The organism is Bradyrhizobium cedriense, from assembly GCF_054602315.1.
The window spans coordinates 127,075-152,758 of the sequence record NZ_JBTSWB010000005.1 but is presented as its reverse complement, the minus strand read 5'-3'; the positions used below and the strand labels follow the sequence as shown (position 1 = coordinate 152,758).

Here is a 25,684-nt window from a genome sequence, read left to right as displayed (position 1 = left end):
TGCTTCGTCAGCCCGGCGGCTGGGGGCCGGACTTAGCTTTTGGCTGGGGCGTCCAGCCTGCGCTGGAGCCGCCAGCCTCGGAAGCCCCAGCTCCGCCAGGCCAGTTCCCGACGCTGCTGTTCTACAAGCCTGTCTCGCCGTGACACAAGGCAGCCCTCGCCGGAGCCAGGCCGCAGCGCGATTGCCTTGTCGATGGCCGGCAGAGCCTGCGGCCCGAGCGTCAGGAGATAGTTGATGTCGATCTGCACGCCCTTGCCCGATGCCTCCCGGCTGTGAGCAACATTGTAGTCGGCGATGAAGGCGTCGAAGTTCACGAGCGAGCATCCATAGAGCACGATCGTCAACGCGATCAGGTTGGCGCCGATCAGCCATTGGTTGGACCTTCCGAGCACGATGCGGGCGAGGATCAGGATCAGTCCCAGCGCCACCAGCCCCATCCAGATGAAGGCCGCGATGCGCCAGTAGGTCAGCATGTAGATGTCGACATAGAGGTCGAGCCGGAGAATGGACGAGGCGACCAGAAGCACGTTCTGTCCCACCCAGAGATAGACCAGCGACCGGATCACCTTCGATTTCTCGGCCGGCCCGCCCGGACGCATCGTGATCAGCACGAAGGCGGCGGCGAGCAGGGCGGTTGCGATCAGCGGATAGGCGCCGCGATGGGCGTAGGCCGCATAGGTCATATTGGCGGGCAGCGCCACGTGGCCCCAGAGATAGATGCCGTCGAGAATCGACTGCGCTGCGAACAACAGATTGAACAGGATCAGCGAGCGCAGGATCGTCGAAGGGCCCAGGAATTCGGCCGGGACGAGCGGCGGGAGCGACGGGGGCACCGGGACATCGGCGACACCAGTGGTGGCAAGCGTCTTGCGCTGCCAGCATACATGGATGAAGGGCCAGACCAGCGCGAGCATCATGGTCCAGAACAGCACGCGCGGGACGCTGACATATTCGAAGATGAGCTTTGGATTGAGCAAGGACACCCAATGCTCGATGACAGGATTGGCCGCTGCGAACAGCGCGACGAATACGGTGCTCAGCGCCGCCGGCAGTAGCCACAGTGCGACGCCGCGAGTGAACGCCGACATATTGAAGATCTGGAGCGCGTCGGGAAAGAACCTGAAGGGGCCGAGCAGGACGAAGTTGCGCAGTGCGCGGCTACGCTCGGCGAGCCCGGTCGTTTCCGGATTGGTCGCGAGCAGCAGGGCTATGAGCAGCGCCGCGATGAGGATCAGGAACGAGAGCGTGTTGAGCTCCTCGAAGGCCGGTACGAGACCGGCGACGAGAACGGCCACGCCGATCATCGCGCGCCGCAGATCCAGAGCCGCATGATTGAACAGCACCGACACGCCAACGGTCGCGACAGCAAAGAGCGTCAGCGACAGCCCGATCTGTTCGCCGTAGAACAGCCAGTCGGCCAGTGCGGCCAGCGCGAGCGCGAGGCCAAGCTTGGCCAAAATGGTGGGATGCCGGATCGGCTGGAGGTCCGCTGCTATCGTCGAAGCCAGGCTCGCCATGTCCAAAAGACCTTTCGTGATGTGTGACATCACGCAGTCTGAAGGGGCCTTGTGCAGAAGGCGGGATCGTCGTCTGCACGGTTTCAGGAGTCTTTTGCAGTTTTCGTGCAGGCGCGCGTTTGTCTCTCGCGCAGCGTCAACCGCTTTGATAGGTGCGAAGCATTCGCTCCAACAGCGTGTGATGCATCATGCAATTCCTCGGTCGTATCGGCCTCATCCTGCTCTGGCTAGCCGCGCCGCTCGCCGCATTCGCGGCCGCAAACAAGAATGATCCCTATCTGCTCGTGCTACGTGGCGCCGGAAACGTCGCGCTTGTCGTCACAAGCATCTTGGTCGTCATCGTCCTGCTGCGTCGCGGGCATTGGCGCAGCTTTGCGGGCAAGCTCCTCGTCTTGCTCTGGTGCCTGCCGCCGGTTCTGATGTCTGCGGCGCATGTCAGGTTCGAGCTGCGCAAGCATGATGTCCTCGGCGCCAGCGCCGCTGAGGCTCGCCAGCTCGGACCACATTTCATGGTCGGGTATTCGTCCTTTCCGGAAGTTGCGCGCCTTGCCGAACTGGGATTGATCGGCGGCGTCTACGTCACCCGCCACAACATCCGGGGACGGACAGTCGAGGCGCTGCGCGCCGAGCTCGCGGCGCTCCAGGATATCAGGCGCGCAGCTGGCCTGCCGCCGCTGGTCGTCGCCGCGGACCAGGAGGGTGGCATCGTCGGGCATCTCGCGCCTCCGCTGACCAGGGTGCCGGCGCTGGCGACACTCACCGGACTTGCTCCCGATGATCAGCAGGCCAAGGCGGAAGAGTTCGGCCGCATCCACGGGCGCGAGCTCGCGGGAATCGGCGTCAACCTCAATCTCGCACCGGTGCTCGACCTCAAGCCGCCGCCGAGGCGCAATCGTCTCGACTTCCACACGCTGATCGGGCAGCGCGCGATTGCCGCCGATCCCGTCGTCGTCAGCACGATCGCGAGCGCCTATGTGCGTGGGTTGGAAGAGTCAGGCATCGGTGCGACGCTCAAGCATTTTCCCGGCATCGGCCGCGTGCGCAGCGACACTCATCACTTCAGCGCCAATCTCGATGCGTCGGTGACCGAGCTGGAAGCAGCGGACTGGCTGCCGTTTCGCGAGGTGCTGTCGCATTCGCGCAGCGCGCTGATGATCGGTCACGTCACGCTTACCGCCGTCGATCCCGACCGCGCCGCCTCGCATTCGAAGCTGGTCGTCCAAGGGATCATCCGCGACAAATGGGGTTATCAGGGCATGGTGATGACCGACGACCTCGTGATGGGCGCGATCTATCAGAACGACGTCTGCAAGGCCGTAGTCGAGGCAATCAATGCCGGTGTCGATCTGCTGCTGGTCGCCTATGACGGCACACAATTCTACCGCGTCTTCGCCTGCGCTCTCGACGGATCACGGCGGGGCAAGCTGGATGAGGCGATGCTGCGTGCGAGCGAGGCGCGCCTGAAGACGGGTTTTGCGGCCGAGCAGGCGCGCGCCGTCTCACGCGGTGGAACTACACGTGAGAAAACGCGTACCGCCCCGCGCGTGCTGGCGAGGGGCGGTTGAACGCGGTGTGGCGCCAGTGCCTCTATTCGGCCTGCTCCAGCGCGGCGGGCATCTTGGCCACGGACATCAGCGACCGCGCCACCTGATTGAGCAGGAGATCGGCGTTCTCCTCTTCCGCGAGCGACTTAGAGAGCAGAGCGACGATGGCGCTGTGCCGAAGCTGCTGCGCCAGGTTGCGTGCCGTGGTGTAGCCGGACATTTCGTAATGTTCGACGCGTTGGGCCGCTGAGATCAGCGCGAGATCGGCGGCTGCGTCCTCCTTCTCTTCGCCTTCCTTCATGACCTCCTGGCCTTCCTCGATCAGGCCCATCATGCCCTTGCAGGGCTTGGCCCGCGCATTCTCGCCGAGCAGCTGGAAGCATTCATTGATGCGCTCGACCTGGTTCTCCGTTTCGACGAGATGCTGCTCGAACAGCTCGCGCAGCTGGTCGAAGCGCGCGGCCTGGGCCATCTTGGGAAGCGCCTTGGTCAACTGCTTCTCGGCATGGAGGATGTCGCGCAGCTCGTGAAGCAGAAGATCGGTCAGGCCCGCCTCGTCGACGGGCGACGAGCTCTCCGCGACGATCGACGGGGCTGCGCCGGGGTCAGAAGACTGGAGGGCAGGCGATTCCGTGAATACCCAGTCCTCGCCTTCGTTCCAGGGGCCGCGGGTGTCGATCTCGCCGTGATCGCCGCTTCCGGTGGAATCGTTGAAGTACTGGTTCACAAGACCGGGCGTCGGAGCGATCCTGCCGATGCTGAAGGCCGGCTTGGACAGGCTTTCGAGCGCACGCGCGAAGGCTTTCATATGCGTGATCTCACGCGTCATCAGGAACTGCAGCGCGTCCTTGCTGCCGGCATCGTCGCAGAAATTGATCAGGCGCTCATAGACGATCTTGGCACGCGCCTCGGCGGCGATGTTGCTGCGGAGATCGACGTCGAGTTCGCCGGTGATCTTGAGATAGTCGGCAGTCCAGGGATTGCCTTGCGAGTTGAACAGATTGACGCCGCCGCCGCCCGCAATCGCAATCAGCGGATCGGCTTCGGCCGCCTGACGATCGTTCTTTGAAGGCGCAAGATGCATCCGCGCCAGGCAACCGACGACCTCGAGATGGCTGAGCTCTTCGGTGCCGATGTCCATCAGCAGGTCCTTGCGGTCGGGATCCTCGCAATTCAGCCCTTGAATCGAATATTGCATCGCCGCCGCAAGTTCGCCGTTGGCGCCGCCGAACTGCTCGAGGAGCATATTGCCGAAGCGCGGATCGGGTTCGTCGACGCGCACGGTGAACATCAGCTTCTTGACGTGGTGATACATGGGACGGCTCGCGCTGTGAGGGAAACTACGGCGACAACGAGCCCTTGAAACGTTCGTTCCTCGCCGTCCTCGAGATTCAGCGGGTGCGGCGCAAAGAAGTCGGGCGAAGCGCGAATGGCCTTCGCTGGTGCCGGCGAACTCTGCTGTCGTCTTTAAGCCGCTGGCCGGACCAGTCCGTCAATCATTGCGCGCACGAGCGTCGCGATCTCCTTGCGCAGCGCCGGCAACGGCACGGCGACGAGCTTCTGCTCCAGGCCCAGCGCCACCATGCCATGGACGGCCGAGAACAGGCTGCGCGCCATAATGCCGAGTTCCTCCGGGCTGCGCTCTGGAAGCAGCGCGGCGAGCGGATGGTAGATGTGGCGGAACAGCTGCATCTGGTCGTTGACGGACCAGTCGGGGACGACCTTGTCGGCCCCCATTCGATGTTCGAACAGCGCGCGCCAGAGTTGGAGATTCTCGGCAGCGAAATCGCAATAGGCGATCGCGATGCGGATCAGCGTCTCTTGCGGCATCGGCTCGCCCGCGCTTTCCGCTGCGCTGAGCGCCTCGTCGAGCCTGAGCAGCGTGCGCGAGCCCACACGCAGGATCAGCTCATCCATGTCGGCCACGAGATTGTAGACCGCGCCGTTGGCGCAGCCAATCTCGCGGGCGAGATCGCGGGTTTTCAGGCCGGACAATCCGCGGTCGGCGATCATCCGCTCCGCCGCCATTATCAGGTCATATCGAAGTTTCTCTCGTCGTTCCAACGGCTTAGACATTTTCTACCAAATTCTTGAGCATCGCTCAATTATTTCTTGAACGATGTTCAAGGTTCTTGCTACAAAGCATCTGTGAGCAACGCTCATAACAGGGAGCTACAGATGTTCAAGACCGTAGTGACACTCTTCCGCGGCAGCGTGGCCGCCGCGGGCGAAGAACTGGAGGACCGCACCGCCCTTCTGATCCTCGACCAGCAGATGCGCGATGCGGCTGCCGCCGTCGAACGCAGCAAGCGGACGCTGGCCTTGGCGATCGCGCAGGATCAGCAGGAAGGTCGCAAGTTCGAGGCGACCGTCGCGCGCATCGCCGATCTCGAGACGCGCGCGGTTGCGGCGCTCGACGGCGGCCGTGAGGATCTCGCCAGGGACGCCGCGGAAGCCATCGCAGGCTTAGAGGCCGACCGCGATGCGGCGATGACGGCCCGTGCGCTGTTCGCGGCCGAGATCGCCCGGCTCAAGCGGCACGTCGCAACCGCGCAGGCCCGCATCACCGAGCTCGATCGCGGCCGTCGCGTCGCCCGAGCCTCGGAGGCCGTGCGCGCGCTTCGCCGCAGCGGCATCGAGGCGGCACGTCCTTACGAATCCACGCTGCCGGAGGCGGAGAGCACCTTGCGACGCCTGCGCGAGCGGCAGATGGAGGCCCAGGCCGCCGACGATGCGCTGGTCGAGCTCGATGCGGCGACCGGTCCGCTCGCCACCGCCGAGAGACTCGCCGAGCAGGGTTTTGGTCCGCGGCTCAAGACCACTGCGGACGACGTGCTGGCACGGTTGAAGTGCAAGCATGCGCCAACGGTTTGATCTCATCCCCAAACGTCAATCGAACCAACAGGAGACCATCATGAACCAGAACGGCCAGCCCCACAGCAGCGCCTGGGTGACCTTCACTTACGTGTCCTTCGCAGCCTCCGCGTTCCTCATGGCCGTCGGCATCTTCTTCCTGCCGGTCGACCTCTGGATGAAAGGCTATCTCACCATGGGCATCGTGATGCTGATCCAGACCTGCATCACCCTGACCAAGACCGTGCGCGACAATCACGAGAGCAGCCGGCTGGTGAACCGTATCGAGGACGCGAAGGCCGAGCGTTTGCTGATGGAGGTATCCAAGGCAGCCTGACGAAAGGCGGCTTGAGCCGGCCCGGACGACGAGCAAGCGAGCCGCGGAGCGACACGCTCAGCCGCCCTCGCGTCCGGAACCATCCGGAAGAACGTCTTGACGGGCCGGCGGTCCTGATCACGCATTGTGCTTCGAATGCAGGTGCGTTATGGCTCTCGCGCTTTCCAGAGGCGGAGATGAGCTTTGTCGAAACAATCCCTGCGTGAGGAGGCCGAACGCCTCATCCGCGAATCGATGGAAAAGAAGACCGTCGTCGTGAAGCAGGGCACCACCCGCATCGAGGCGGTTTGCGGCAAGTGCGGCGCACCGAACCGGGTCCAGGCGGAAAAGGGACAAGCCCGCGTCAAGTTCGCCTGCAAGCAGTGTGGACACAAGCAAGAGACGTTGTAGTCGGGGCCTCTGATCTCACCGTGCTGCCGCGCTCCAGCTCCTCATGCCGAGGAAGCCACGCTCTTCGCGGCCTCTCGAAGGATCGAGGCCGAGTCGCATCAGCAGGCCGCCAGACGGTTCCGCGCTCCTCTCCATGAGATTTCGACGGTCAGTCACTCCCCACGAATGTCTTGAATGCATCCGCGTAATCTGGATGCCAGCGCGACAATGGTGGGCGGTTCTCGACGATGTCGCCCGCGGCCCAGAGCATACGCTTCTCGTCGAGAGCGCGCGGCACGTCGTTGTCCGGGCACAGAATGTAGAAATCGCCCACCTCGAGCCGCGCCAGCATGAAATCGACCGTTTGCTCCGGTGTCCAGGCGCCGGCCGGCTTCTCGGTCCGTCCCTTCGCAGTCAGGCCGGTGAACACGAAGCCCGGGATCAACAGATGGGCCGTGATGTCGCAGCCCTTCGTGTTGCGCAGCTCGTGTTGGAGCGCCTCGGTGAATGCTTTCACGCCAGCCTTCGAAACATTGTAGGCGGGGTCGCCGGGCGGCGTGGTGATGCCCTGCTTGGAGCCGGTGTTGATGATGAGGCCGCACCGGCCGCGTGCGATCATGTTCGGCGCGAAGATCCGCGCGCCGTTGATGATGCCCCACATGTTGACGCCGATGATGCGCTGCCAATGGTCGGGCTCGCCGAACAGCGTGCTGCCCGGTTGGATGCCTGCGTTGTTCATGAGGATGTCGGTGCCGCCGAACCGTTCGCGCACCGCGCGTTCCAGTTCCGTCACGCTCTGGGCCTTGCTGACATCGACGGCGGAGGTCATCACGTTTGCGGCAGCCGTGACGGATGACAGTTTTGTTGCAGTCTCCGCCAGCCGTGCCTCGTCGACATCCGCGACACACACCTTCATCCCAGCGCGCGCAAAGGCGGTGGCGGCGGCAAATCCGATGCCGGATGCACCACCTGTGATCACGGCAACATTGTCTTTGACGATGGCGGGATGTGGCATGGATCGTCTCCGTGGAGGGCTCTCGGTCGAATTATAACATGGCAGCGGTCCGACCCTGCACAAGTCGGCATGGGAGCTCTTCGTCCTGCGCTGCCTTTACGCCTATCCGGCACGGCTGTATCCTCGTCCGAACGATCCCGCCCAGATCGAGCCAATCAAACACCTGACAGGGAGTGCAGCCATGGCTGTGTCGCAGGCTATTCCGATCACGCGCCATCCGTTCGCGAACGGTTCCTACAAGCAGATGCTGATCGACGGGAAGTGGGTCGATTCCGCCTCCGGCAAGCGCTTCGAGACCCGCAATCCCGCCACCGGCGAGCTGCTCGCCACCGTCGCCGAAGGCGACAAGGAAGACATCGACCGTGCGGTTGCCGCCGCTCGCCGCGCCTTCGAGGGCCCCTGGAGCAAGGTCAAGCCGTTCGAGCGGCAGAACCTGCTCTTGAAGCTCGCTGACCTCGTCGAAAAGAATTTCGACGAATTGTCGCAGCTCGACACGCTCGACATGGGCGCGCCTCTCAGCCGTACCCGCGCCTATCGCCTGCGCGCCGTCGGCATGCTGCGCTATTACGCCGGCCAGACCACGGCGATCCACGGCGAGACCATCGAGAACTCGCTGCCAGGAGAGATCTTCTCCTACACGCTGAAAGAGCCGGTCGGCGTCGTCGGCGCCATCATTCCCTGGAACGGGCCGCTGACCGCGACGATCTGGAAGATCGGTCCGGCGATCGCGACCGGCTGCACCGTGGTGCTCAAGCCCGCCGAGGAAGCGCCGTTGACCTCGCTGCGGATCGCCGAACTGGCGATGGAGGCGGGCGTGCCGCCCGGCGTCATCAACGTCGTACCCGGCTATGGCGAGACCGCGGGCGCGGCGCTCGCCTCGCATCACGACGTCGACAAGGTCGCTTTCACCGGCTCGCACGTCACGGGTCAGTCGATCATCCGAGCCTCCGCCGGCAACCTCAAGCGCGTCTCGCTCGAGCTCGGTGGCAAGTCGCCGGACATCGTGTTCGCTGACGCCGACCTCGATGCCGCGGTGCCGGGCGCCGCGATGGCGGTGTTCGCCAATTCGGGGCAGATCTGCAGCGCCGGAACGCGCCTGTTCGTCGAGCAGTCGATCTACGACGAATTCGTCGGCCGCGTTGCCGAGTTCGGCAAGAAGCTGCAAGTCGGCAACGGCCTCGATCCCAACGTGCAGATCGGACCGCTCGTCTCCGAGCAGCAACTCGAGCGCGTCACCGGCTATCTCGACATCGGCCAGAAGGAAGGCGCGAAGGCGCTCGCCGGCGGCGGACGCGTCACGGAAGGCGCGCTGTCGAAGGGCTTCTTCGTCTCACCGACGGTATTCGCGGGCGTTGAGGACAACATGCGCATCGCGCAGGAGGAGATTTTTGGTCCCGTCATCTCAGCGATCGCGTTCAAGGACATGGACGAACTGGTCAAGCGCGCCAACAACACCACGTTCGGCCTCGGCTCCGGCCTGTGGACGCGCGATGTCAGCAAGGCCCATGCGGTGGCGAAGCGCCTGCGCGCCGGCTCGGTGTGGGTCAACTGCTACCAGGCGATGGACCCGGCCATGCCGTTCGGCGGATACAAGATGAGCGGCTACGGTCGCGAATCCGGCAAGCAGCACGTCGAGGAGTATCTCAACGTGAAGGCGGTCTGGATCAAGACGGCGTAAGGTCTGTTCCTCGTCGCGTTCCGCGAGGGGGAATATCTGCTTGTGGGGCGGCGCCTTTGCCGGTGGCCGCCCCACGCTATATGATCAGCATCCTTCCATGGAAAATCGGTGCAGCATGAAATTTCCGGCGTTGTTCAAACCATTGCAGGTCGGTCCGTACAAGCTCGCGCATCGCGTCGCGATGGCGCCACTCACGCGCATGCGGGCCGAACGCGAGAGCTTTGCGCCGCGGCCGCTCAATGCCGAATATTACGGTCAGCGCGCAACGCAAGGCGGCCTGATCGTCGCCGAAGCCTCGCCGGTGCTCTCGCACGGACGCGGCAATCCGGCAACGCCCGGCATCTATTCGGAGGCGCAAATCGCGGGCTGGCGCAAGGTGGTCGATGCCGTTCACGCCAAGGGCGGCATCATCTTCCTCCAGCTCTGGCATGTCGGCCGCGTCTCGCATTCCTCTTTCCACGGCGGCGCGCTGCCGGTGTCGGCCTCGGCGATTCCGATCAAGGCCGAGGGCATGAAGGCGATGACGGCCGACGGCAAAATTGCCGACTACGAGACGCCGCGCGCGCTGGAGACCGAGGAGGTCAAGGACATCGTCGAGGCGTTCCGCCAAGGTGCCAAGAATGCGCTCGCCGCCGGTTTCGATGGTGTCGAGATCCACGGCGCCAACGGCTATCTGCTCGAGCAGTTCCTGCAGTCGCGCAGCAACAACCGCACCGATCAATACGGCGGCTCGATCGAGAACCGCGCGCGGCTGCTGCTCGAGGTCACGCAGGCGGCGATCGACGTCTGGGGCGCGAACCGGGTCGCCGTGCGGCTGTCGCCCCACGGCATCGCCAATGATTCCGGCGAGCCCGATCCGATGCCGCTTTATACCCATGTCGTGAAGGCGCTCGACAAGCTTGGTCTGGCGTACTTGCATTTCATCGAGCCGCGCTCCAGCGGCGCCGGCCGCGCCGACGTGCACTGGGAGAACGTGCCATCGGCAATGGTGCTGTTTCGTCCGCTCTACAGCGGCGTGCTGATGACCGCCGGCGGCTTCACCGGCGAAACCGCGAATGCGGCCATCGCCGACGGCCATGCCGACATCATCGCGTTCGGCCGCATCTTCATCTCCAATCCCGATCTGCCGCGCCGTCTGGAGCGCGGCTGGCCGATCACGCCGTACAACCGCGCGACGTTCTATAGCGGCGAGGAGAAGGGATATACGGACTATCCTGCTTATGACGAGCTGACGCCGGCGTAGGGCTTCTCTCGGTCATTCCGGGGCGCGACGAAGTCGCTAGCCCGGAATCCATCGGGCCACATACCTGGAGGTGAGATGGATTCCGGGTTCGATGCTTCGCATCGCCCGGAGTGACGAGCTTGATTTGCTGCGCGACCCGCACCACAAACTTCGACATTGCGAGCGTAGCTAGGCAATGACGACGGAGAGACCTCCATGGCCAAAGCCGCAGCCGCCGCAGGGATCGCCACCGGTCAATGCCTCTGCGGCAAGGTCACCTTCGAGATCGACGTACCCGCGCGCTGGGCCTGGCACGATCATTCGGCGGCAAGCCGCCGCGCCCATGGCGCGGCTTACGCCACCTATGTCGGAAGCTGGAAGAAACGTTTTCGCGTCACATCCGGCAAGACCTCGCTCGCGCGTTATGAGGACAAGGCCACGAAGACCACGCGCAGCTTCTGCTCGCATTGCGGCACGCCGATCGCCTATGAGCGTCCGCGCGGCCCGCATATGGTCAACATCCCCCGTGCGCTGTTCAAGGAGCGCACCGGCCGCCAGCCGCTCTATCACATCGCCATCGAGGAGCTGCAGGAATGGGCCTATACCGGCGAGCCGCTGGTGCCGCTGAAGGGCTTTCCGGGCGTGGTCTGGCAGCGCTCGAAAAAGAAGAAGCGGGCGAGCGGCGAAGATCCGTTCGAGTTGGGCCGGGAGGAGATGTAGCGCGTTGCGTTCCCGCGCAACGCAGCCATGACCGCGCTCCATTGCGCGCCTCCTCCCATTTCGGTCATCATGCTTTCAGTCGTTGCGGCAATGTCCGCTCCTGGAGGAAGCATGAAGAACAAGATCACCGGCCGCTCCGCCTTTCTCGCGCTGCTCAAGGACGAGGGCATCACGCATCTGTTCGGCAATCCCGGCACCACCGAGCTGCCGATCATGCACGCGCTGAAGGATCATCCTGATCTCACCTATGTGATGGCGATGCAGGAGAGCCTGGTGGTGGCGATCGCCGACGGCTACAGTCGCGCCTCCGGGAAGCTCGTCGCCTGCAACGTGCACGTCGCACCGGGCCTCGGCAACGCGATGGGCTCGCTCTACAACGCCCAGTTCACGGGCACGCCGATGATCCTCACGGCCGGCCAGCAGGAGCAGGGCCACGGGCTGATGGAGCCGGTGCTTTACGGTCCCCTGGTGCGCATGGCCGAGCCGCTGGTGAAATGGGCGGTCGAGGTGACGCGGCTGGAGGACCTGCCGCGCATCGTTCGCCGCGCCGCCAAGGTCGCGACGACGCCGCCGACTGGCCCGGTGTTCATCTCGCTGCCCGGCGACATCCTGAATAGTGAGGCCGGGATCGATCTCGGCCGCTCCACCCGCGTTGATGCCCGCACCAAACCGTCGGATGAGGCGTTGAAGGCTTTTGCCGCGCGCTTGCTCAAGGCCGAACGCCCCGTGATCGTCACCATGGACGAGGTGGTCAAGAGCGACGCGCTGAAGGAAGCGGCTGAACTCGCCGAGCTGCTTGGAGCTGCCGCCTACCAGTCCTCGACGCCCTATGGCTCGCACTTCCTTTCCGAAAGCCCGAGCTTCGTCGGAACGCTGGCCCGCGTGCAGAAGGTGGCGCGCGACACGCTTGCGCCATACGACCTCCTGATTGCGCTCGGCGGCGATCCCTTGCGGATGTCTGTTTACAGCGAGGTCGATGCGCTGCCGGATGGTCTCGGCATCGTGCAGGTTGGCCTCGCCGATTGGGAGATCGCGAAGAATTACGGCGCCGAGATCGCGCTGAAGGCGGATCTGAAGGAAACGCTGCGCGCGCTGATTCCGCTGCTGAAGGAGATGGGCGGGGCGGCGCTGGCGCAACGTGCAAGACAGCGTCTCGCCGAGCTTGCGCCGAAGAACTGGGCCGCACGTCGCGCCGCCCTGGTCGAGCAGATCAGCGAGAGTGCCGGCCGTTCGCCGATCGATCCGGACTTCCTGGTCCTCCAGATGGTCGAGGCCATGCCTGACAATGCCATCCTGGTAGACGAAGGACTCACCTCCAGCCGCCAGATCACGGCGCTGCGTCCGCACCGCGACCGCTACGGTTATCACGGCCTCGCCTCCGGCGGCATCGGCTGGGGCCTGCCGGCCTCGGTCGGCGCCAGCATCGCCAATCCGGACCGGCCTGTGGTGTGCTTCTCCGGCGACGGCAGCGCGATGTATTCGATCCAGTCACTCTGGACGGCAGCGCATCACAAGCTGCCGCTCAACGTGGTCATCGTCAACAATGGCGGCTACCGCATCATCAAGCAGCGGTTGCTCGCCTTCCATGGCGATGACAATTATGTCGGCATGGACTTCGTCGATCCGCCGGTGGATTTCGTCGCCGTCGCCAAGGCGCTCGGCTGTGAAGCGATCAAGGTCAGCGACCCCCGCGAATTGAAGGCGACCCTGTCGTCGGCGTTCAGCCGGCCGGGGACGAAGCTGATCGAGGTGATAGTGGACGGCAAGGTCTGAATCTCGACACACTCGGTGTCATCGCCCGGCTTCGACCGGGCGATCCAGTATTCCAGAGACAGCTGTCGTCGACCGATATTTCGCGCCGGACTGGATTCCCGGCCTGCGCGACAGCGTACCCGGGAGCGCTACGCTTTCCCTCCAACGCGATACCCCGCCGCCGGATGCTTCGCATCGAGCCTTGCCCGGCCCGCGCCAAACAGCTTCTCCCGCAGCGTGCCTTTCGCGTATTCCGGCTTGTACCGTCCGCGCCGGGTCAGCTCCGGCACCAGCATGTCGGCGATGTCCTCGAAATCGCCGGGCGAGATCGCGAATGCGACGTTGAGCCCGTCGACGTCAGTTGCCTCGAACCATTGCTCGATCTTGTCGGCGACCATTTCGGGTGTGCCGATCACGACCGGACCGGCGCCGCCGATGCCGACATGCTCGATGACGTCGCGTACGGTCCAGACGCGGTCCGGATCGGCGCGGGTGACGTTGTCCATTGCGCTGCGGCCGGCGTCGTTCTGGACGTGGCGGACCTGCTGGTCGAGGTCGTAGCCGGAGAAGTCCACGCCGGTCCATCCCGACATCAGGGCGAGCGCGCCTTCCGGGCTGATGTGACGGCGATAGTCGGCGTATTTCTCCTTCGCCTCGGCTTCGGTCCGCCCGAGGATGATCGTCATCATCGAGAACATCAGGATCTCGGCCGGGTTGCGGCCGAGCGCGGCGGCCTCCTGCCGGATCGCGGAGACGCGCGGCGCGATCACCTTGGCCGACGGTCCTGACATGAACACGCATTCGGCATGCTTGGCCGCGAATTGCCGACCGCGCGGCGAGGTGCCGGCCTGGTACAGCACGGGCGTGCGCTGCGGCGACGGTTCGCTGAGATGAATGGTGTTGTTGATGCGGTAGTTCGCGCCCTCATGATTGATGCGATGAACCTTGGTGGGATCGGTAAAGATGCCGCGCTTGCGGTCCCGCAGCACGGCGTCGTCCTCCCAGCTCCCTTCCCAGAGCTTGTAGACGACCTCCATATATTCGTCGGCGATGTCGTAACGGTCGTCGTGCCCGGTCTGCTTGTCCTTGCCGGCGCCGCGCGCGGCGCTGTCGAGATAGCCGGTGACGACATTCCAGCCGATCCGCCCCTCGGTGAGGTGATCCAGCGTCGACATGCGCCGTGCGAACGGGTAGGGCGGCTCGAAAGACAGATTGCTGGTGACGCCGAAACCGAGATTCTGCGTCACCGCAGCCATCGCCGAGAGCAGCAGCAGCGGCTCGTTCGACGGCGTCTGCGCCGCGTTGCGCAAGGCTGCGTCAGGGCTGTTGCCATAGACGTCATAGACGCCGAGCACGTCGGCCAGGAACAGCCCGTCGAAACGGCCACGCTCCAGCGTCTTGGCGAGATCGGTCCAGTAGGGCAAGCGGTTGTAGTCGGCAGTGCGGTCCCGCGGGTGGGTCCACAGGCCCGGCGACTGGTGTGCGACGCAATTCATCGCAAAGGCGTTGAGCCTGATCTCTTTGGCCATGCTGGTCCCCTCGGCGCCCTGTACTGAGGGCTCTTCGAATGCTAGATGTGCGCCCCAACTTGGCGAAGTTCTTGCATATGTTTGGGTCTTGGCAAGGTCAAAATCAGCGGTGCCACCGCGCTTGGCAAGCCAATCTCGAGCGAGCAACAGCGAAATCCCAAGACGACCTTCGAGACCTGTCCAGCCCCCGCCACTTCGACGGCCCATGTAGCCCGCTACGTTCGCCCGCGTCGAAACCTTGAAAACGAAAGCAATGACCAGAGCCGACGCCATCGCCCGTGCACGCGACGATTTCAAGTCCGGTGCGTTTCTCGCCGAGCTCGACCGCCGCGTCGCGTATCGGACCGAAAGCCAGAACCCGTCGCGCGCCAGCGAGCTGCGCTCCTATCTGGAGCAGGAGATGCAGCCGGCCTTCGCTGCACTGGACTTTTCCAGTCGCATCGTGGACTCGCCGAGCGGCAAGGCGCCCTTCCTGTTCGCCGAGCATCACGAGAGCGCGTCCGCGCCGACCGTGCTGATTTACGGCCATGGCGACGTCGTCGACGGCATGGAAGGCGAGTGGCGCGATGGCCGCGATCCCTGGCGCACCACCGTTTCAGGCACGCGGCTCTACGGCCGCGGCACCGCCGACAACAAGGGCCAGCACAGCATCAACATGGCGGCGCTGCGCGCCGTGCGAGATGCCCGCGGCGGCAAGCTCGGCTTCAACGCCAAGTTCATCATCGAGATGGGCGAGGAGATCGGCTCGCCCGATCTCGGCAAGGTCTGCGATCTCAACCGCGGCGCGCTCGAGGCCGACCTGTTCATGGCCTCCGACGGGCCGCGCCTGTCCGCCGATCGGCCGACGCTCTTTCTCGGCTGCCGCGGCGGCATCCGCATCCACCTCGACGTGAACCTGCGCGATGGCGGCCACCATTCCGGCAATTGGGGCGGTGTGCTCGCCAATCCCGCGACTATCCTGGTCAATGCGATTTCGACGCTGGTCGATGGCCATGGCCGTCTCCTGCTCGACGCTTTGAAGCCGCCCCGGCTCACGAACCAGATCCGAAGCTATCTGGCGGACGTGGAGGTCGTGCCGACCGCGGACGAGCCCGCACTGGCCGAGAACTGGGGCGAGGAGGGCCTGTCGGCGGCCGAGCGGCTCTATGCCTGGAACACGCTGGAGGTGTTGGCGATGTCCTCGGGCAGTATCGAGAAGCCGGCGAATGCCATCCCTGGCCATGCCAATGCCGTTCTGCAGCTGCGTTTCGTGGTCGGGACCAGGGTGGAGGGCTTGATCGAGGCGATCCGCGCGCATCTGGTCGCAAAGGGCTTTCCGATGGTCGAGGTGCGGGCGGCCCAGAGCTTTGCTGCATCGCGCACCGATTTCGACAGCCCCTGGATCAAATGGGCGGCGGAATCGGTCAGGGAGACCACGGGCAAGGTGCCGGCCGTGCTGCCTAATTTCGGAGGCTCGCTGCCGAACGACGTGTTTTCCGAGATTTTGGGCCTGCCCACGATCTGGGTCCCGCACTCCTATCCCGGCTGCTCCCAGCATGCGCCCAATGAGCACATCCTGCTGCCCTTGACTGAAGAGGCCTTGACGGTGATGGCCGGGCTGTTCTGGGATCTCGGCGAATTGCCGAGACCACTGACAGGCCCGTTAACCTGAGGCATTGGTCCAGCCGAAAGTCACATTCTAATCCGGCCCGATTTGTGCTTGCATCCGGCCGCATCATCCTGAAAGGGGAAGAAGAAAGTGAAACATTTCCGTAGCATCGGGCTCGCGCTCGCCGCGACCTTCGTCGTCAGCCAGGCCGGGGCCCAGGAGCTGACCGGCACGCTGAAGAACATCAAGGACACCGGGGCGATCACGCTCGGCTTCCGCGATTCCTCGATTCCGTTCTCCTATCTGGACGACAACCAGAAGCCCATCGGGTTCGCGATGGACATCTGCTACAGGATCGTCGACGCCGTGAAGAAGGAGCTCAAGCTCGACAAGCTCGAGGTCAAGCTCAACCCGGTGACGTCGGCGACGCGTATCCCGCTGATGGCCAACGGCACCATCGACCTCGAATGCGGCTCGACCACCAACAATGCCGAGCGCCAGAAGCAGGTCGCCTTCACCAACACCCATTACCTGACGGCCAGCCGCTACGTCTTCAAGAAGGCGAGCGGCCTCAAGTCGATCGACGATCTCAAGGGCAAGACTGTCGTCTCGACCGCCGGCACCACCAACATCAAGCAGCTCACCGAAGCCAACGTCGCGAAGGGCCTCGGCGCCAACATCATTCCGGCCAAGGACCACGCCGAAGCCTTCCTCATGGTCGAGACCGACCGCGCGGTTGCGTTCGTGATGGACGACATCCTGCTGGCGAGCCTCGTCGCCGGCTCGAAGAACCCGGGCGACTATGTCGTCTCCAAGGATGCGTTCTCCAAGCCCGAGCCCTACGGCATCATGCTGCGCAGGGACGACGCGCCGTTCAAGAAGGTGGTCGATGCGGCGACGGCGGCGCTCTACACCTCCGGCGAAGCCCAGAAGATCTACGACAAGTGGTTCACCCAGAAGATCCCGCCGAAGGGCCTGAACCTCAACACGCCGATCTCGGCCGAGCTGAAGAACGAGTTCGCCAAGCCGACGGACTCGCCGAACCCGGACGACTACAAGTAAGATAAAACCTCGATCTTTCGATCGGGATCATGTCCGGCCACTCTTGACACCAGGGTGGCCGGACATTTGCATAGGCGCTCAGGACATCCATGACTGGCGCGTTCGCGCGGGGGACACGTGAACTATAACTGGAACTGGGGAATCTTTTTCCAGCCGAACCCGATGGGGACCGGCACCTATCTCGACATGCTGCTGTCGGGCCTGGTGCTGACCCTCAAGACCGCGGCGCTGGCCTGGGTCATCGCACTGATCACCGGCTCGATCGTCGGCGTGATGCGCACGCTGCCATCGAAAGGGGCGAACTGGTTCGGCTTTGCCTATGTCGAGTTCTTCCGCAACATGCCGCTGCTCGTGCAGCTCTTCCTGTGGTACTTCGTGCTGCCGGAGCTGCTGCCGAAAGCTGCGGGCACTTGGTTGAAGCAGTTGCCGAACGCGCCGTTCTGGACGGCCGCGATCGGCGTCGGCTTCTTCATGTCGGCCCGCGTCGCCGTGCAATTGCAGGCCGGCATCGGTTCGCTGCCGCGCGGACAAAAGATGGCCGCTACCGCGCTGGGTCTGACCACGGTGCAGACCTATCGCTACGTGCTGCTGCCGATGGCATTCCGCATCATCCTGCCGCCGCTCACTTCCGAATTCCTCAACACCATCAAGAATACGGCGGTCGCGATCACGATCGGTCTGCTCGAGCTGACCGGACAGGCGCGCTCGATGCAGGAATTCTCGTTCCAGGTGTTCGAGGCCTTCACCGCCGCGACCATCCTCTACCTCCTCGTCAACGCCGTCGTCGTGACCGGAATGCGCTTTCTCGAGCGCTGGGTCGCGATCCCCGGCTACATCACGGGGAAATAAGCGATGTTCGGCAATCTCGATTTCGACGTCATCCGCCGCGCGCTGCCCTATCTGTTCTACGAGGGCATGACCTTCACGCTGACGCTGACGGGGCTCGCGGCCCTTGGCGGTCTCGTCTTCGGTACGGCACTCGCGCTGATGCGGCTCTCCGGCTTCAAGGTCCTTGGCCGCATCGCCGGAATCTATGTCGATTTCATGCGGTCGCTGCCGCTGGTGCTGGTGATCTTCTGGTTTTACTTCCTGGTGCCCTATATCGGGCAGTGGGTGACCGGCGCCTCGCGGCCGATCAGCGTCGGCGCCTTTGCCTCTTCGCTCATCACCTTCATCATGTTCGAGGCCGCGTACTTCTCCGAGATCATGCGTGCCGGCATCCAGTCGATCTCGCGCGGACAGCCGGCCGCTGCGAGTGCGCTGGGGCTGACCTACGCGCAGTCCATGCGCTACATCGTGCTGCCGCAGGCCTTCCGCAACATGCTTCCGGTCCTGATCACGCAAACCATCGTGCTGTTCCAGGACACCTCGCTGGTCTACGTGCTGTCGATCACCGACTTCCTGGGAGCGGCCAGCAAGGTGGCGCAGCGCGACGGGCGCCTGGTTGAAATGTACCTGTTTGCAGCAGTCGTCTACTTCACCATCTCCTGTATCGCGTCCTATGGCGTCCGCCGCCTCCAGGCGCGCATCGCCATCATTCGCTAGGGCTAGCCGCTCATGATCGAAATCAGCCACGTCAACAAATGGTACAGCCCGAGCTTCCAGGTGCTGACCGACTGCACCACGAGCGTCACCAAGGGTGAGGTGGTTGTGGTTTGCGGCCCCTCGGGCTCGGGCAAGTCGACGCTGATCAAATGCGTCAACGCGCTGGAGCCGTTCCAGAGCGGCGACATCAGCGTCGACGGCACCAAGGTCAACGATCCCAAGACCAATCTGCCGAAGCTGCGTTCGCGCGTCGGCATGGTGTTCCAGCACTTCGAGCTGTTTCCGCACCTGAAGATCATCGATAATCTCTGCCTCGCGCAGCAGAAGGTGCTCGACAGGTCGCGCGACAAGGCGGTGGCCAAAGGCATGCAGCTGCTGGAGCGCGTTGGCCTGAAGGAGCAGGCGCAGAAGTTTCCTGCGCAGCTCTCCGGTGGCCAGCAGCAGCGCGTCGCGATCGCGCGTGCGCTCGCCATGGATCCGATCGTGATGCTGTTCGACGAGCCGACCTCGGCGCTCGATCCTGAGATGGTCAGCGAGGTGCTCGACGTCATGGTCGACCTTGCCCATGAGGGCATGACCATGATGGTCGTCACCCATGAGATGGGCTTCGCCCGCAAGGTCGCCAACCGCGTCATCTTCATGGACCGCGGCGAGATCGTCGAGGACGCGCCGAAGGAAGACTTCTTCGGCAAGCCGCGCAGCGACCGCGCGCAGAAGTTCTTGTCGAAGATTCTGTCGCACTGACCACGTCCGTCATTCCGGGACGATGCGAAACATCGAACTATGGTGCGCAATTGGGCACCTGAGAATCTCGGGATTCCGGGCGCATTCCCTGCGCGAATGCCCCGGAATGACGGATCGAGGGTTTATCGGCCTTGCCAAATCTCCTATAGGGATAGGCGAATTCCCTTGCTTCCCAGGAGACTGCCTTGGACTCGATCGCCTACGTCAACGGCTCATTCGTCCCGCTTTCGGAAGCCAAGATCTCGGTGCTCGATCGCGGCTTCCTGTTCGCCGATGGCATTTACGAGGTCTCGGCCGTGCTGGACGGCAAGCTGGTTGACAATGCTTCGCATCTGGCCCGGCTGGAGCGTTCCGTCGGCGAGATCAAGCTGAAACTCCCGGAGACGATCGAGCGCATCACCGAGATCCAGAAGGAGCTGATCGCGCGCAACAAGCTCGTGAGCGGTCTCGTCTACCTCCAGGTCACGCGCGGCGCCGACAAGGGGCGCGACTTCCCGTTCCCCAAGGGCGACGTCAAGTCGAGCCTGGTGATGTTCACCTCGGAGAAGGACATCGTCGATGCCGCAGTGGCCAAGACCGGCATCAAGGTCATCACGGTGCCCGACATCCGCTGGGAACGCCGCGACATCAAGAGCGTGGCGCTGCTGGCGCAGGTGCTGGCGAAGCAGGCCGCGGCCGAAGCCGGCGCGGGCGAGGCCTGGATGCTGCAAGACGGCTACGTCACCGAGGGCGGCTCGTCTTCGGCGTTCATCCTCACCAAGGACGACGTCATCGTGACCCGCAAGAATTCCAACGCGATCCTGCCCGGCTGCACCCGCAAGGCCGTGATCGCGCTTGCCGAGGAGCGCCAGCTCCGCGTCGAGGAACGGTCCTTCACGGTCTCCGAGGCGCTCGCTGCCAAGGAGGCGTTCATCACCAGCGCGTCATCGTTCGTGCAGCCGGTGGTCGCGATCGACGGCAAGACGGTCGGCGACGGCAAGCCCGGTCCGATCGCAACGCGCCTTCGCGAGATCTACGTGGAGTTCGCCAAGGCGACGGCGGTTTAAGCCGAACGCGCCGTGAAAAGCGAGTCGCGGCGGGGCATCACCAAAGCCAGGTGTCATTGCCCGGGTTGAGCGGGTGGTCGCGGACACCCGGGCCTCGACCGGCGCGGTGATCTCGGTATGGGACAGGTTCAAGACCCCCTGCCGCGGCGGCGCGCCTGATCAATCCCTACTCAAGATCGGCGCGGCGGCGGCAATCGTCCGAATAGGGTCTCCAGTGCCATTCCAATGGCAAGCAGGTGACGGTCGCTTCCTGCCGGGCCGTCGAGCTCGAGCCCGATTGGCAGCTGGCTGGTGCCGCCCAGTCCGACCGGGATCTGAATTCCGGGAATGCCGGCATTGCTACCGGGATCGGTGTTCTGGATGAAGAGTCCGAAGTATTCGAGGCTGCTGGAGTCGGGATTGGAGGCAATCGCGACGCGCGGGGTCGTCGGAAAAGCGATGGCGTCGAGCCTGTTTCCGGAAAACGTGTCACTATACAGCGCTTGAAGCGCTGGGCGCGCGATCTTGATCGCGGCATCGTATATCGGCTTGGCGTCAATCACCGTGCCGTCGGGGCCGGGCAGCTTGCGCGGGAGGACGAGGCCATCATAGGTGCCCTTCACGTCGGGGCTCGAGATTTCCTTCGCCAGCGCTTCGATGCTGAGGCCGGTGCCGGTGTGCTTCAGATACGCGATCATGTCGTCATAGGCTTCATACATCGCGACCGGAAAGCCGACCTGACCGTTGAACCCGGCCAGTTGGGGCATCTCGATCTCGACGATCGTGATGCGCTGGGCCGTCATTTTTGCAATTGCCGCGTGGAACGCGATCTCGGTGTCGGCATCGAGGTTGGTCAGCATCGACTTTACGATACCGATCCGCACCTGCGTCAAATCGGCCGGCGCAATCTCGTCTCCACCGGCGATGACACGGTCGAGCAGCTCGACGTCGGCCATCGTCGCGGCCATCGGGCCCGCGGTGTCTCGGGTGTGCGAGATCGGGGCGATCCCTGCTTGCGGATAGCGCCCGACGGTCGGCCGCAGCGAGGCGCATCCGTTCAGCGCGGCGGGCACGCGCACCGATCCTCCCGTGTCGGTGCCGAGCCCGCCCGCGACGATCCGTGCGCCGATTGCGGCACCCGTCCCGGACGAGGAGCCGCCGGCGATCAGCGCGCGGTCATAGGCGTTGCGGACGCCGAATTCGGCGCCGGTCTTGAACGCGGTGTTGTAGCCGGAAATGCCGAAGGCCAATTCGTGCATGCTGGTCTTGCCGATGATGACCGCTCCGGCGGCACGCAGCTTTGCCACCACGGGCGCATCGGTCTTCGGGTTGTAATCCTTCAGCGCCGGGGTGCCGGCGCTACAGGGCAGCCCGGCCACCTCGATATTGTCCTTGATCGCGACGGGCACGCCGCCCAGCGGCTTGCTCCTGTCGCCGTTTGAGTCGAACGCCGCGGCGGCCTCCAGGGCACCGGCCTCGTCCAGCGTGATGAAGGCATTGAGATCGGCATTGGCCCTGGCACGGGCGAGAGCTTCCGTCGTGAGCGCGGTGCTCGTGATCTTCCCGGCGCGGAGGTCGGCCGTGGCCTGGGTCAGGGTCAACTGGTCGTAATTCATGATGCGTCACCCGATTGCAGAGGTGCCATCAGGGCGTCCCTCGACACGGAAGCTGAAGCGTCGCGGGCGCCGCGTCAACCGGTGGCGTATATCTTTGCCGGCGATGGCGTGCCGAGTTCGGTCAACAGCCGCTCGACTTCCGCCTTCACCTTGCGGATCGCGGCATCCTTCACCGGGCCATAACCGCGGATCTCCAAGGGCGCTCTGGCAATTGCGACGAGATCCGGAAGAGACGCCGTGTCGAGCCGGCCGAGCATCCGTTCGATCAGGTCTTCATACCAGGCGATCAGCTCGCGTTCAGTGCGTCGCTCCGCGCTGTAGCCGAACGGATCGAACGGCGTTCCGCGCAGCCGCTTCAAGCGCGCGAGCATGCTGAAAGGCATCTGGATCCACTCTCCAAAGGCGCGCTTGCGGGGACGTCCGCGTGCATCGCGCCGCGATGCCAGGAACGGCGGGGCGAGGTGATACTGGATCTTGAACCCATCCTCGAATTCGCGCTTCAGCTCGTCGAGGAACCCGCCCTGCATGTGCAGCCGCGCCACCTCGTACTCGTCCTTGTAAGCCATCAGCTTGAACAGGGTGCGCGCGACGGCTTCGGTCAGCGCCTCGCTGTTCAGGTTCGCTTCGGCATCGCGGACGTCTGTGACGATCCTCCGGTAGCGCGCTGCATAGGCCGCGCTGTGATAGCCGGTCAGAAAATCCACACGCCGGGCGATGAGCTGGTCGAGCGTCTCGGCTTCGGGCGCGGCCTCCGTGCTCGGCAGGAACTCCGGGTCCGCCGCTGCGATCCGGCCCCAGGCAAAGGCCTGCTTGTTGCGTTCGACTGCGACGGCGTTGAGCTCGATCGCGCGCAGCAGCGCCTGCAGCGCGACCGGGACGAGACCGTGCTGCCAGGCAAAGCCCAGCATGATGATGTTGGCATAGACGGCATCGCCGAGCAGCCGTTCGGCCAGCGCATTGGCATTGATCGTCTCGAGATTGTCATTGCCGATGACCTGGCGGATTGCGCGCAGGCGGGCAGGGGAGGCGAGATCGGCGTCGCGGAAGCGGACGACGTCGCCGGTCGGCATCTCCGCGGTGTTGACGATTGCGCGCGTGCCGCGGCGATAGGTGCCCGACGCCTTCGGCGAGGAACTGACGACGAGATCGCAGCCGATCAGCGCATCGGCCGAGCCCTGGTCGACACGGACCTGATGCAGTGCCTCGGGGCTCGCGGCGAAGCGGATATAGCTCAGCACCGGGCCGAATTTCTGCGCAAAGCCGGTAAAGTCCAGCACCGAGACGCCCAGGCGTTGGAGATGGGCGGCCATGCCGACCAGCGCGCCGACCGTGATCACGCCGGTGCCGCCGACGCCGGTCACGAGCAGGTCGTAAGGGCGATCGAGCGTTGCGGGCGCGGGCAGGGGCAGCGTGGCGGCGCGGCCAACCGCGTCGATCTGGCTGGCGCTTTTCTTCCGTCGCGTCGCGCCCTCGACGGTCACGAAGCTCGGACAGAAGCCGTTGAGGCAGGAGAAATCCTTGTTGCAGGCCGAGAGATTGATCTGCCGCTTGCGGCCGAACGGCGTCTCCTTTGGCTCGACGCTGAGGCAGTTGGATTCGACCGAGCAGTCGCCGCAGCCTTCGCAGACGAGGTCGTTGATGTAGGCGAAACGCTTGGGATCAGCCATCTGCCCGCGCTTGCGCCGGCGCCGCTTCTCGGTGGCGCAGGTCTGCTGATAGATCAGGACCGAGACGCCGGGGACCTCGCGCAGCTCACGCTGCACGCGATCCATCTCATCGCGCGGGTGAATGGTGACGCCGGCGGGCAGGTCCGCCGGCGCGAACTGCGTGGGGTCGTCCGAGACCAGCGCGATGCGCCCAACGCCCTCGGCGCGGACGCTATGCGCGATGGCATGCACGCTGACGGGGCCGTCGACCGGCTGGCCGCCGGTCATCGCGACGGCGTCGTTGAAAAGGATCTTGTAGGTGATGTTGGCGCCCGCCGCGATCGCCTGCCGGATCGCCATCGAGCCGGAGTGATAGTAGGTGCCTTCGCCGAGGTTCTGGAACACATGCTTGTGGCCGGTGAATCGCGACGAAGCCGCCCAGTTGACGCCCTCGCCACCCATCTGGATCAGCGAGGAGGTCTCTCGGTCCATCCAGCTTGCCATGAAATGGCAGCCGATGCCGGCCAATGCCTTTGATCCCTCCGGCACCTTCGTCGACGTGTTGTGCGGACATCCCGAGCAGAAATAGGGGGTGCGCGTCGCGCCCGAGACGTTGATCGTGCGCGCGGCCTCCGGCATCAAGTCGGCCGCGCGCGCGGCGAGATTGAGGCCCGGGAACATCGGATCGAGCCGGCGTGCGAGAACGCCGGCGAGCGCGCGGGGCGACAATTCGCCGATCCAGGAGATCAGCCGTGCCCCTCGCTCGTCGTGCTTGCCCACCATGCGTTCGGGCTTGGCGCCGGGATAATCGTAGAAATATTCCTTGAACTGGCTCTCGATGATGCCGCGCTTCTCCTCGACCACGAGAATCTCGCGCTTGCCCTTCACGAAGTCCATGGCGTCGTGCAGCGCCAGCGGCCAGACCATGCCGACCTTGTAGACGTCGATGCCGATGCTGCGGCAAGCGGCTTCATCGAGGCCCATCAGCCGCAGTGCTTCCATCAGGTCGAGATGCGCCTTGCCCGTGGTGACGATGCCGTAGGTCGCGTTCGGAATGTCGTAGATGTGCCTGTCGATCGGATTGGCCTTCGCAAAGGCGTAGACCGCGTGCTTCTTCGCTTCCAGCCGCTCCTCGATCTGCGGTCCCGGCAAGTCGGGCCAGCGATAGTGCAGGCCACCCGGCGGTGGCGTGAAGTCGGGGGTGCGGAAGTCGCGATCAGGGCGCAGCGCGACGGACGCTGCCGATTCCACGATCTCCGAAATCGCCTTGAAGCCGACCCACATGCCGGAGAAGCGGCTCAGTGCATAGCCATATTCGCCGAACGTGAGATATTCGCTCACGCTTGCGGGGTGCAGCGTCGGCATGAACCAGCTCATGAAGGCGACGTCGGACTGGTGCGGCATCGAGGACGAGACGCAACCATGGTCGTCACCGGCGACCACCAGCACGCCGCCATGCGGCGAGGAGCCATAGGCGTTGCCGTGCTTGAGCGCATCGCCGGAGCGATCGATGCCGGGTCCCTTGCCGTACCAGAGCCCGAACACGCCATCGACCTCGCGATCTGCCTGCGTCTCCACCTGCTGCGAGCCGAGCACCGCGGTTGCGGCAAGGTCCTCGTTGACCGCGGGGAGGAATTCGATGCGGTCCCGCTTCAGCCGCTCCTGGATGCGCCACAGTTCGAGATCGACGCTGCCGAGCGGCGAACCGCGATAGCCGGAGATGAAGCCCGCCGTGTTGAGGCCGCGGGAGCGGTCGCGCCTGACCTGGTCGAGCGCGATGCGGACGATGGCCTGCGTGCCCGTGAGGAAGACCCGCCCCCCCTCGCGGTCGTAGCGGTCGGAGAGCTCGTAGGCGTCGAGTGATGGAATGGTGTCCATGGCGGACCTCGCAGGGCACTCTGCCCTTGAGCGAAGGTTAAGCC

At 64.4% G+C, this 25,684-nt stretch carries 21 protein-coding genes; 14 read left to right on the top strand and 7 right to left on the bottom strand.

The features are described from left to right. Positions 1–32 precede the first annotated feature (32 nt). Positions 33–1,517 carry a DUF4153 domain-containing protein gene (locus ACYCVF_RS21980; RefSeq protein WP_459600195.1) on the bottom strand — a complete coding sequence of 495 codons (1,485 nt, stop codon included), beginning with the start codon at positions 1,515–1,517 and terminating at the stop codon, positions 33–35. A 188-nt stretch (positions 1,518–1,705) separates the two neighbouring features. Between ACYCVF_RS21980 and ACYCVF_RS21975 the strand changes: the two genes are divergently transcribed. Further along, the gene (locus ACYCVF_RS21975) at positions 1,706–3,082 is read left to right on the top strand and encodes a glycoside hydrolase family 3 N-terminal domain-containing protein (RefSeq protein WP_459600193.1); all 1,377 of its coding nucleotides are present in this window, start codon (positions 1,706–1,708) and stop codon (positions 3,080–3,082) included. A gap of 22 nt (positions 3,083–3,104) precedes the next feature. Here ACYCVF_RS21975 and ACYCVF_RS21970 read toward each other — a convergent pair whose 3' ends face one another. Next, the gene (locus tag ACYCVF_RS21970; protein WP_459600191.1) at positions 3,105–4,376 is read right to left on the bottom strand and encodes a DUF892 family protein; all 1,272 of its coding nucleotides are present in this window, start codon (positions 4,374–4,376) and stop codon (positions 3,105–3,107) included. 152 nt (positions 4,377–4,528) lie between these two features. After that, positions 4,529–5,137 carry a TetR/AcrR family transcriptional regulator gene (locus ACYCVF_RS21965; protein ID WP_459600189.1) on the bottom strand — a complete coding sequence of 203 codons (609 nt, stop codon included), beginning with the start codon at positions 5,135–5,137 and terminating at the stop codon, positions 4,529–4,531. A 102-nt stretch (positions 5,138–5,239) separates the two neighbouring features. On the opposite strand from ACYCVF_RS21965, the gene ACYCVF_RS21960 reads away from it, so the two are divergent. The 3 genes from ACYCVF_RS21960 to ACYCVF_RS21950 all read left to right on the top strand — a co-directional run bounded on the left by ACYCVF_RS21960 (position 5,240) and on the right by ACYCVF_RS21950 (position 6,641). Further along, a complete protein-coding gene (locus ACYCVF_RS21960; RefSeq protein WP_459600187.1) occupies positions 5,240–5,935 on the top strand; it encodes a PspA/IM30 family protein in 696 nt (231 codons plus the stop codon). Between the two features lie 40 nt (positions 5,936–5,975). Then, a complete protein-coding gene (locus tag ACYCVF_RS21955) occupies positions 5,976–6,251 on the top strand; it encodes a YiaA/YiaB family inner membrane protein (protein ID WP_459600185.1) in 276 nt (91 codons plus the stop codon). A 183-nt stretch (positions 6,252–6,434) separates the two neighbouring features. Continuing rightward, complete coding sequence (locus ACYCVF_RS21950) at positions 6,435–6,641, top strand: hypothetical protein (protein WP_061026625.1); 207 nt, start codon at positions 6,435–6,437, stop codon at positions 6,639–6,641. 148 nt (positions 6,642–6,789) lie between these two features. On the opposite strand, the gene ACYCVF_RS21945 is transcribed toward ACYCVF_RS21950, so the two are convergent. Beyond that, positions 6,790–7,635 (bottom strand): SDR family NAD(P)-dependent oxidoreductase, encoded by an 846-nt coding sequence (locus tag ACYCVF_RS21945; protein WP_459600182.1) that lies wholly within the window; start codon positions 7,633–7,635, stop codon positions 6,790–6,792. 181 nt (positions 7,636–7,816) lie between these two features. Here ACYCVF_RS21945 and ACYCVF_RS21940 point away from each other — a divergent pair, with 181 nt between their 5' ends. From ACYCVF_RS21940 to ACYCVF_RS21925, 4 genes are all read left to right on the top strand, one after another. Then, entirely contained in the window at positions 7,817–9,313 is a 1,497-nt protein-coding gene (locus ACYCVF_RS21940) for an aldehyde dehydrogenase family protein (protein ID WP_459600180.1), read from the top strand. A gap of 115 nt (positions 9,314–9,428) precedes the next feature. After that, positions 9,429–10,556, top strand: coding sequence for an alkene reductase (locus ACYCVF_RS21935; RefSeq protein WP_459600178.1), 1,128 nt, complete (start codon positions 9,429–9,431; stop codon positions 10,554–10,556). Positions 10,557–10,751: 195 nt separating this feature from the next. Continuing rightward, positions 10,752–11,255 carry a GFA family protein gene (locus tag ACYCVF_RS21930; protein WP_459600176.1) on the top strand — a complete coding sequence of 168 codons (504 nt, stop codon included), beginning with the start codon at positions 10,752–10,754 and terminating at the stop codon, positions 11,253–11,255. Positions 11,256–11,366: 111 nt separating this feature from the next. Then, the gene (locus ACYCVF_RS21925) at positions 11,367–13,028 is read left to right on the top strand and encodes a thiamine pyrophosphate-binding protein (protein ID WP_459600174.1); all 1,662 of its coding nucleotides are present in this window, start codon (positions 11,367–11,369) and stop codon (positions 13,026–13,028) included. A 128-nt stretch (positions 13,029–13,156) separates the two neighbouring features. On the opposite strand, the gene ACYCVF_RS21920 is transcribed toward ACYCVF_RS21925, so the two are convergent. Then, the gene (locus ACYCVF_RS21920) at positions 13,157–14,536 is read right to left on the bottom strand and encodes an LLM class flavin-dependent oxidoreductase (RefSeq protein WP_459600172.1); all 1,380 of its coding nucleotides are present in this window, start codon (positions 14,534–14,536) and stop codon (positions 13,157–13,159) included. 253 nt (positions 14,537–14,789) lie between these two features. Here ACYCVF_RS21920 and ACYCVF_RS21915 point away from each other — a divergent pair, with 253 nt between their 5' ends. From ACYCVF_RS21915 to ACYCVF_RS21890, 6 genes are all read left to right on the top strand, one after another. Further along, complete coding sequence (locus ACYCVF_RS21915; protein WP_459600170.1) at positions 14,790–16,187, top strand: M20 family metallopeptidase; 1,398 nt, start codon at positions 14,790–14,792, stop codon at positions 16,185–16,187. Between the two features lie 87 nt (positions 16,188–16,274). Continuing rightward, complete coding sequence (locus ACYCVF_RS21910; protein ID WP_459600168.1) at positions 16,275–17,186, top strand: amino acid ABC transporter substrate-binding protein; 912 nt, start codon at positions 16,275–16,277, stop codon at positions 17,184–17,186. 117 nt (positions 17,187–17,303) lie between these two features. After that, the gene (locus ACYCVF_RS21905) at positions 17,304–18,035 is read left to right on the top strand and encodes an amino acid ABC transporter permease (RefSeq protein ID WP_061026633.1); all 732 of its coding nucleotides are present in this window, start codon (positions 17,304–17,306) and stop codon (positions 18,033–18,035) included. 3 nt (positions 18,036–18,038) lie between these two features. Beyond that, positions 18,039–18,731, top strand: a complete 693-nt coding sequence (locus ACYCVF_RS21900) for an amino acid ABC transporter permease (RefSeq protein ID WP_459600167.1) — start codon at positions 18,039–18,041, stop codon at positions 18,729–18,731. 12 nt (positions 18,732–18,743) lie between these two features. Further along, positions 18,744–19,475 carry an amino acid ABC transporter ATP-binding protein gene (locus ACYCVF_RS21895; RefSeq protein WP_459600165.1) on the top strand — a complete coding sequence of 244 codons (732 nt, stop codon included), beginning with the start codon at positions 18,744–18,746 and terminating at the stop codon, positions 19,473–19,475. Between the two features lie 185 nt (positions 19,476–19,660). Next, positions 19,661–20,521 carry a D-amino-acid transaminase gene (locus ACYCVF_RS21890; protein ID WP_459600163.1) on the top strand — a complete coding sequence of 287 codons (861 nt, stop codon included), beginning with the start codon at positions 19,661–19,663 and terminating at the stop codon, positions 20,519–20,521. Positions 20,522–20,691: 170 nt separating this feature from the next. Here the strand turns inward: ACYCVF_RS21890 and iaaH are convergent, their stop codons facing one another. Beyond that, positions 20,692–22,116 carry an indoleacetamide hydrolase gene (iaaH, locus tag ACYCVF_RS21885; RefSeq protein ID WP_459600161.1) on the bottom strand — a complete coding sequence of 475 codons (1,425 nt, stop codon included), beginning with the start codon at positions 22,114–22,116 and terminating at the stop codon, positions 20,692–20,694. Positions 22,117–22,190: 74 nt separating this feature from the next. Continuing rightward, positions 22,191–25,640 (bottom strand): indolepyruvate ferredoxin oxidoreductase family protein, encoded by a 3,450-nt coding sequence (locus ACYCVF_RS21880; protein WP_459600159.1) that lies wholly within the window; start codon positions 25,638–25,640, stop codon positions 22,191–22,193. Positions 25,641–25,684: the final 44 nt, after the last annotated feature.

Excerpts from the sequence above, each read along its gene's own strand:
- ACYCVF_RS21920 (WP_459600172.1), bottom strand. The coding sequence starts at position 14,536 with ATGGCCAAAGAGATCAGGCTCAACGCCTTTGCGATGAATTGCGTCGCA.
- ACYCVF_RS21980 (WP_459600195.1), bottom strand. The coding sequence starts at position 1,517 with ATGGCGAGCCTGGCTTCGACGATAGCAGCGGACCTCCAGCCGATCCGG.
- ACYCVF_RS21925 (WP_459600174.1), top strand. The coding sequence starts at position 11,367 with ATGAAGAACAAGATCACCGGCCGCTCCGCCTTTCTCGCGCTGCTCAAG.
- ACYCVF_RS21940 (WP_459600180.1), top strand. The coding sequence starts at position 7,817 with ATGGCTGTGTCGCAGGCTATTCCGATCACGCGCCATCCGTTCGCGAAC.
- ACYCVF_RS21970 (WP_459600191.1), bottom strand. The coding sequence starts at position 4,376 with ATGTATCACCACGTCAAGAAGCTGATGTTCACCGTGCGCGTCGACGAA.
- ACYCVF_RS21935 (WP_459600178.1), top strand. The coding sequence starts at position 9,429 with ATGAAATTTCCGGCGTTGTTCAAACCATTGCAGGTCGGTCCGTACAAG.
- ACYCVF_RS21960 (WP_459600187.1), top strand. The coding sequence starts at position 5,240 with ATGTTCAAGACCGTAGTGACACTCTTCCGCGGCAGCGTGGCCGCCGCG.
- ACYCVF_RS21915 (WP_459600170.1), top strand. The coding sequence starts at position 14,790 with ATGACCAGAGCCGACGCCATCGCCCGTGCACGCGACGATTTCAAGTCC.
- ACYCVF_RS21965 (WP_459600189.1), bottom strand. The coding sequence starts at position 5,137 with ATGTCTAAGCCGTTGGAACGACGAGAGAAACTTCGATATGACCTGATA.
- ACYCVF_RS21900 (WP_459600167.1), top strand. The coding sequence starts at position 18,039 with ATGTTCGGCAATCTCGATTTCGACGTCATCCGCCGCGCGCTGCCCTAT.
- ACYCVF_RS21945 (WP_459600182.1), bottom strand. The coding sequence starts at position 7,635 with ATGCCACATCCCGCCATCGTCAAAGACAATGTTGCCGTGATCACAGGT.
- ACYCVF_RS21895 (WP_459600165.1), top strand. The coding sequence starts at position 18,744 with ATGATCGAAATCAGCCACGTCAACAAATGGTACAGCCCGAGCTTCCAG.
- ACYCVF_RS21930 (WP_459600176.1), top strand. The coding sequence starts at position 10,752 with ATGGCCAAAGCCGCAGCCGCCGCAGGGATCGCCACCGGTCAATGCCTC.
- ACYCVF_RS21975 (WP_459600193.1), top strand. The coding sequence starts at position 1,706 with ATGCAATTCCTCGGTCGTATCGGCCTCATCCTGCTCTGGCTAGCCGCG.
- iaaH (WP_459600161.1), bottom strand. The coding sequence starts at position 22,116 with ATGAATTACGACCAGTTGACCCTGACCCAGGCCACGGCCGACCTCCGC.
- ACYCVF_RS21955 (WP_459600185.1), top strand. The coding sequence starts at position 5,976 with ATGAACCAGAACGGCCAGCCCCACAGCAGCGCCTGGGTGACCTTCACT.
- ACYCVF_RS21880 (WP_459600159.1), bottom strand. The coding sequence starts at position 25,640 with ATGGACACCATTCCATCACTCGACGCCTACGAGCTCTCCGACCGCTAC.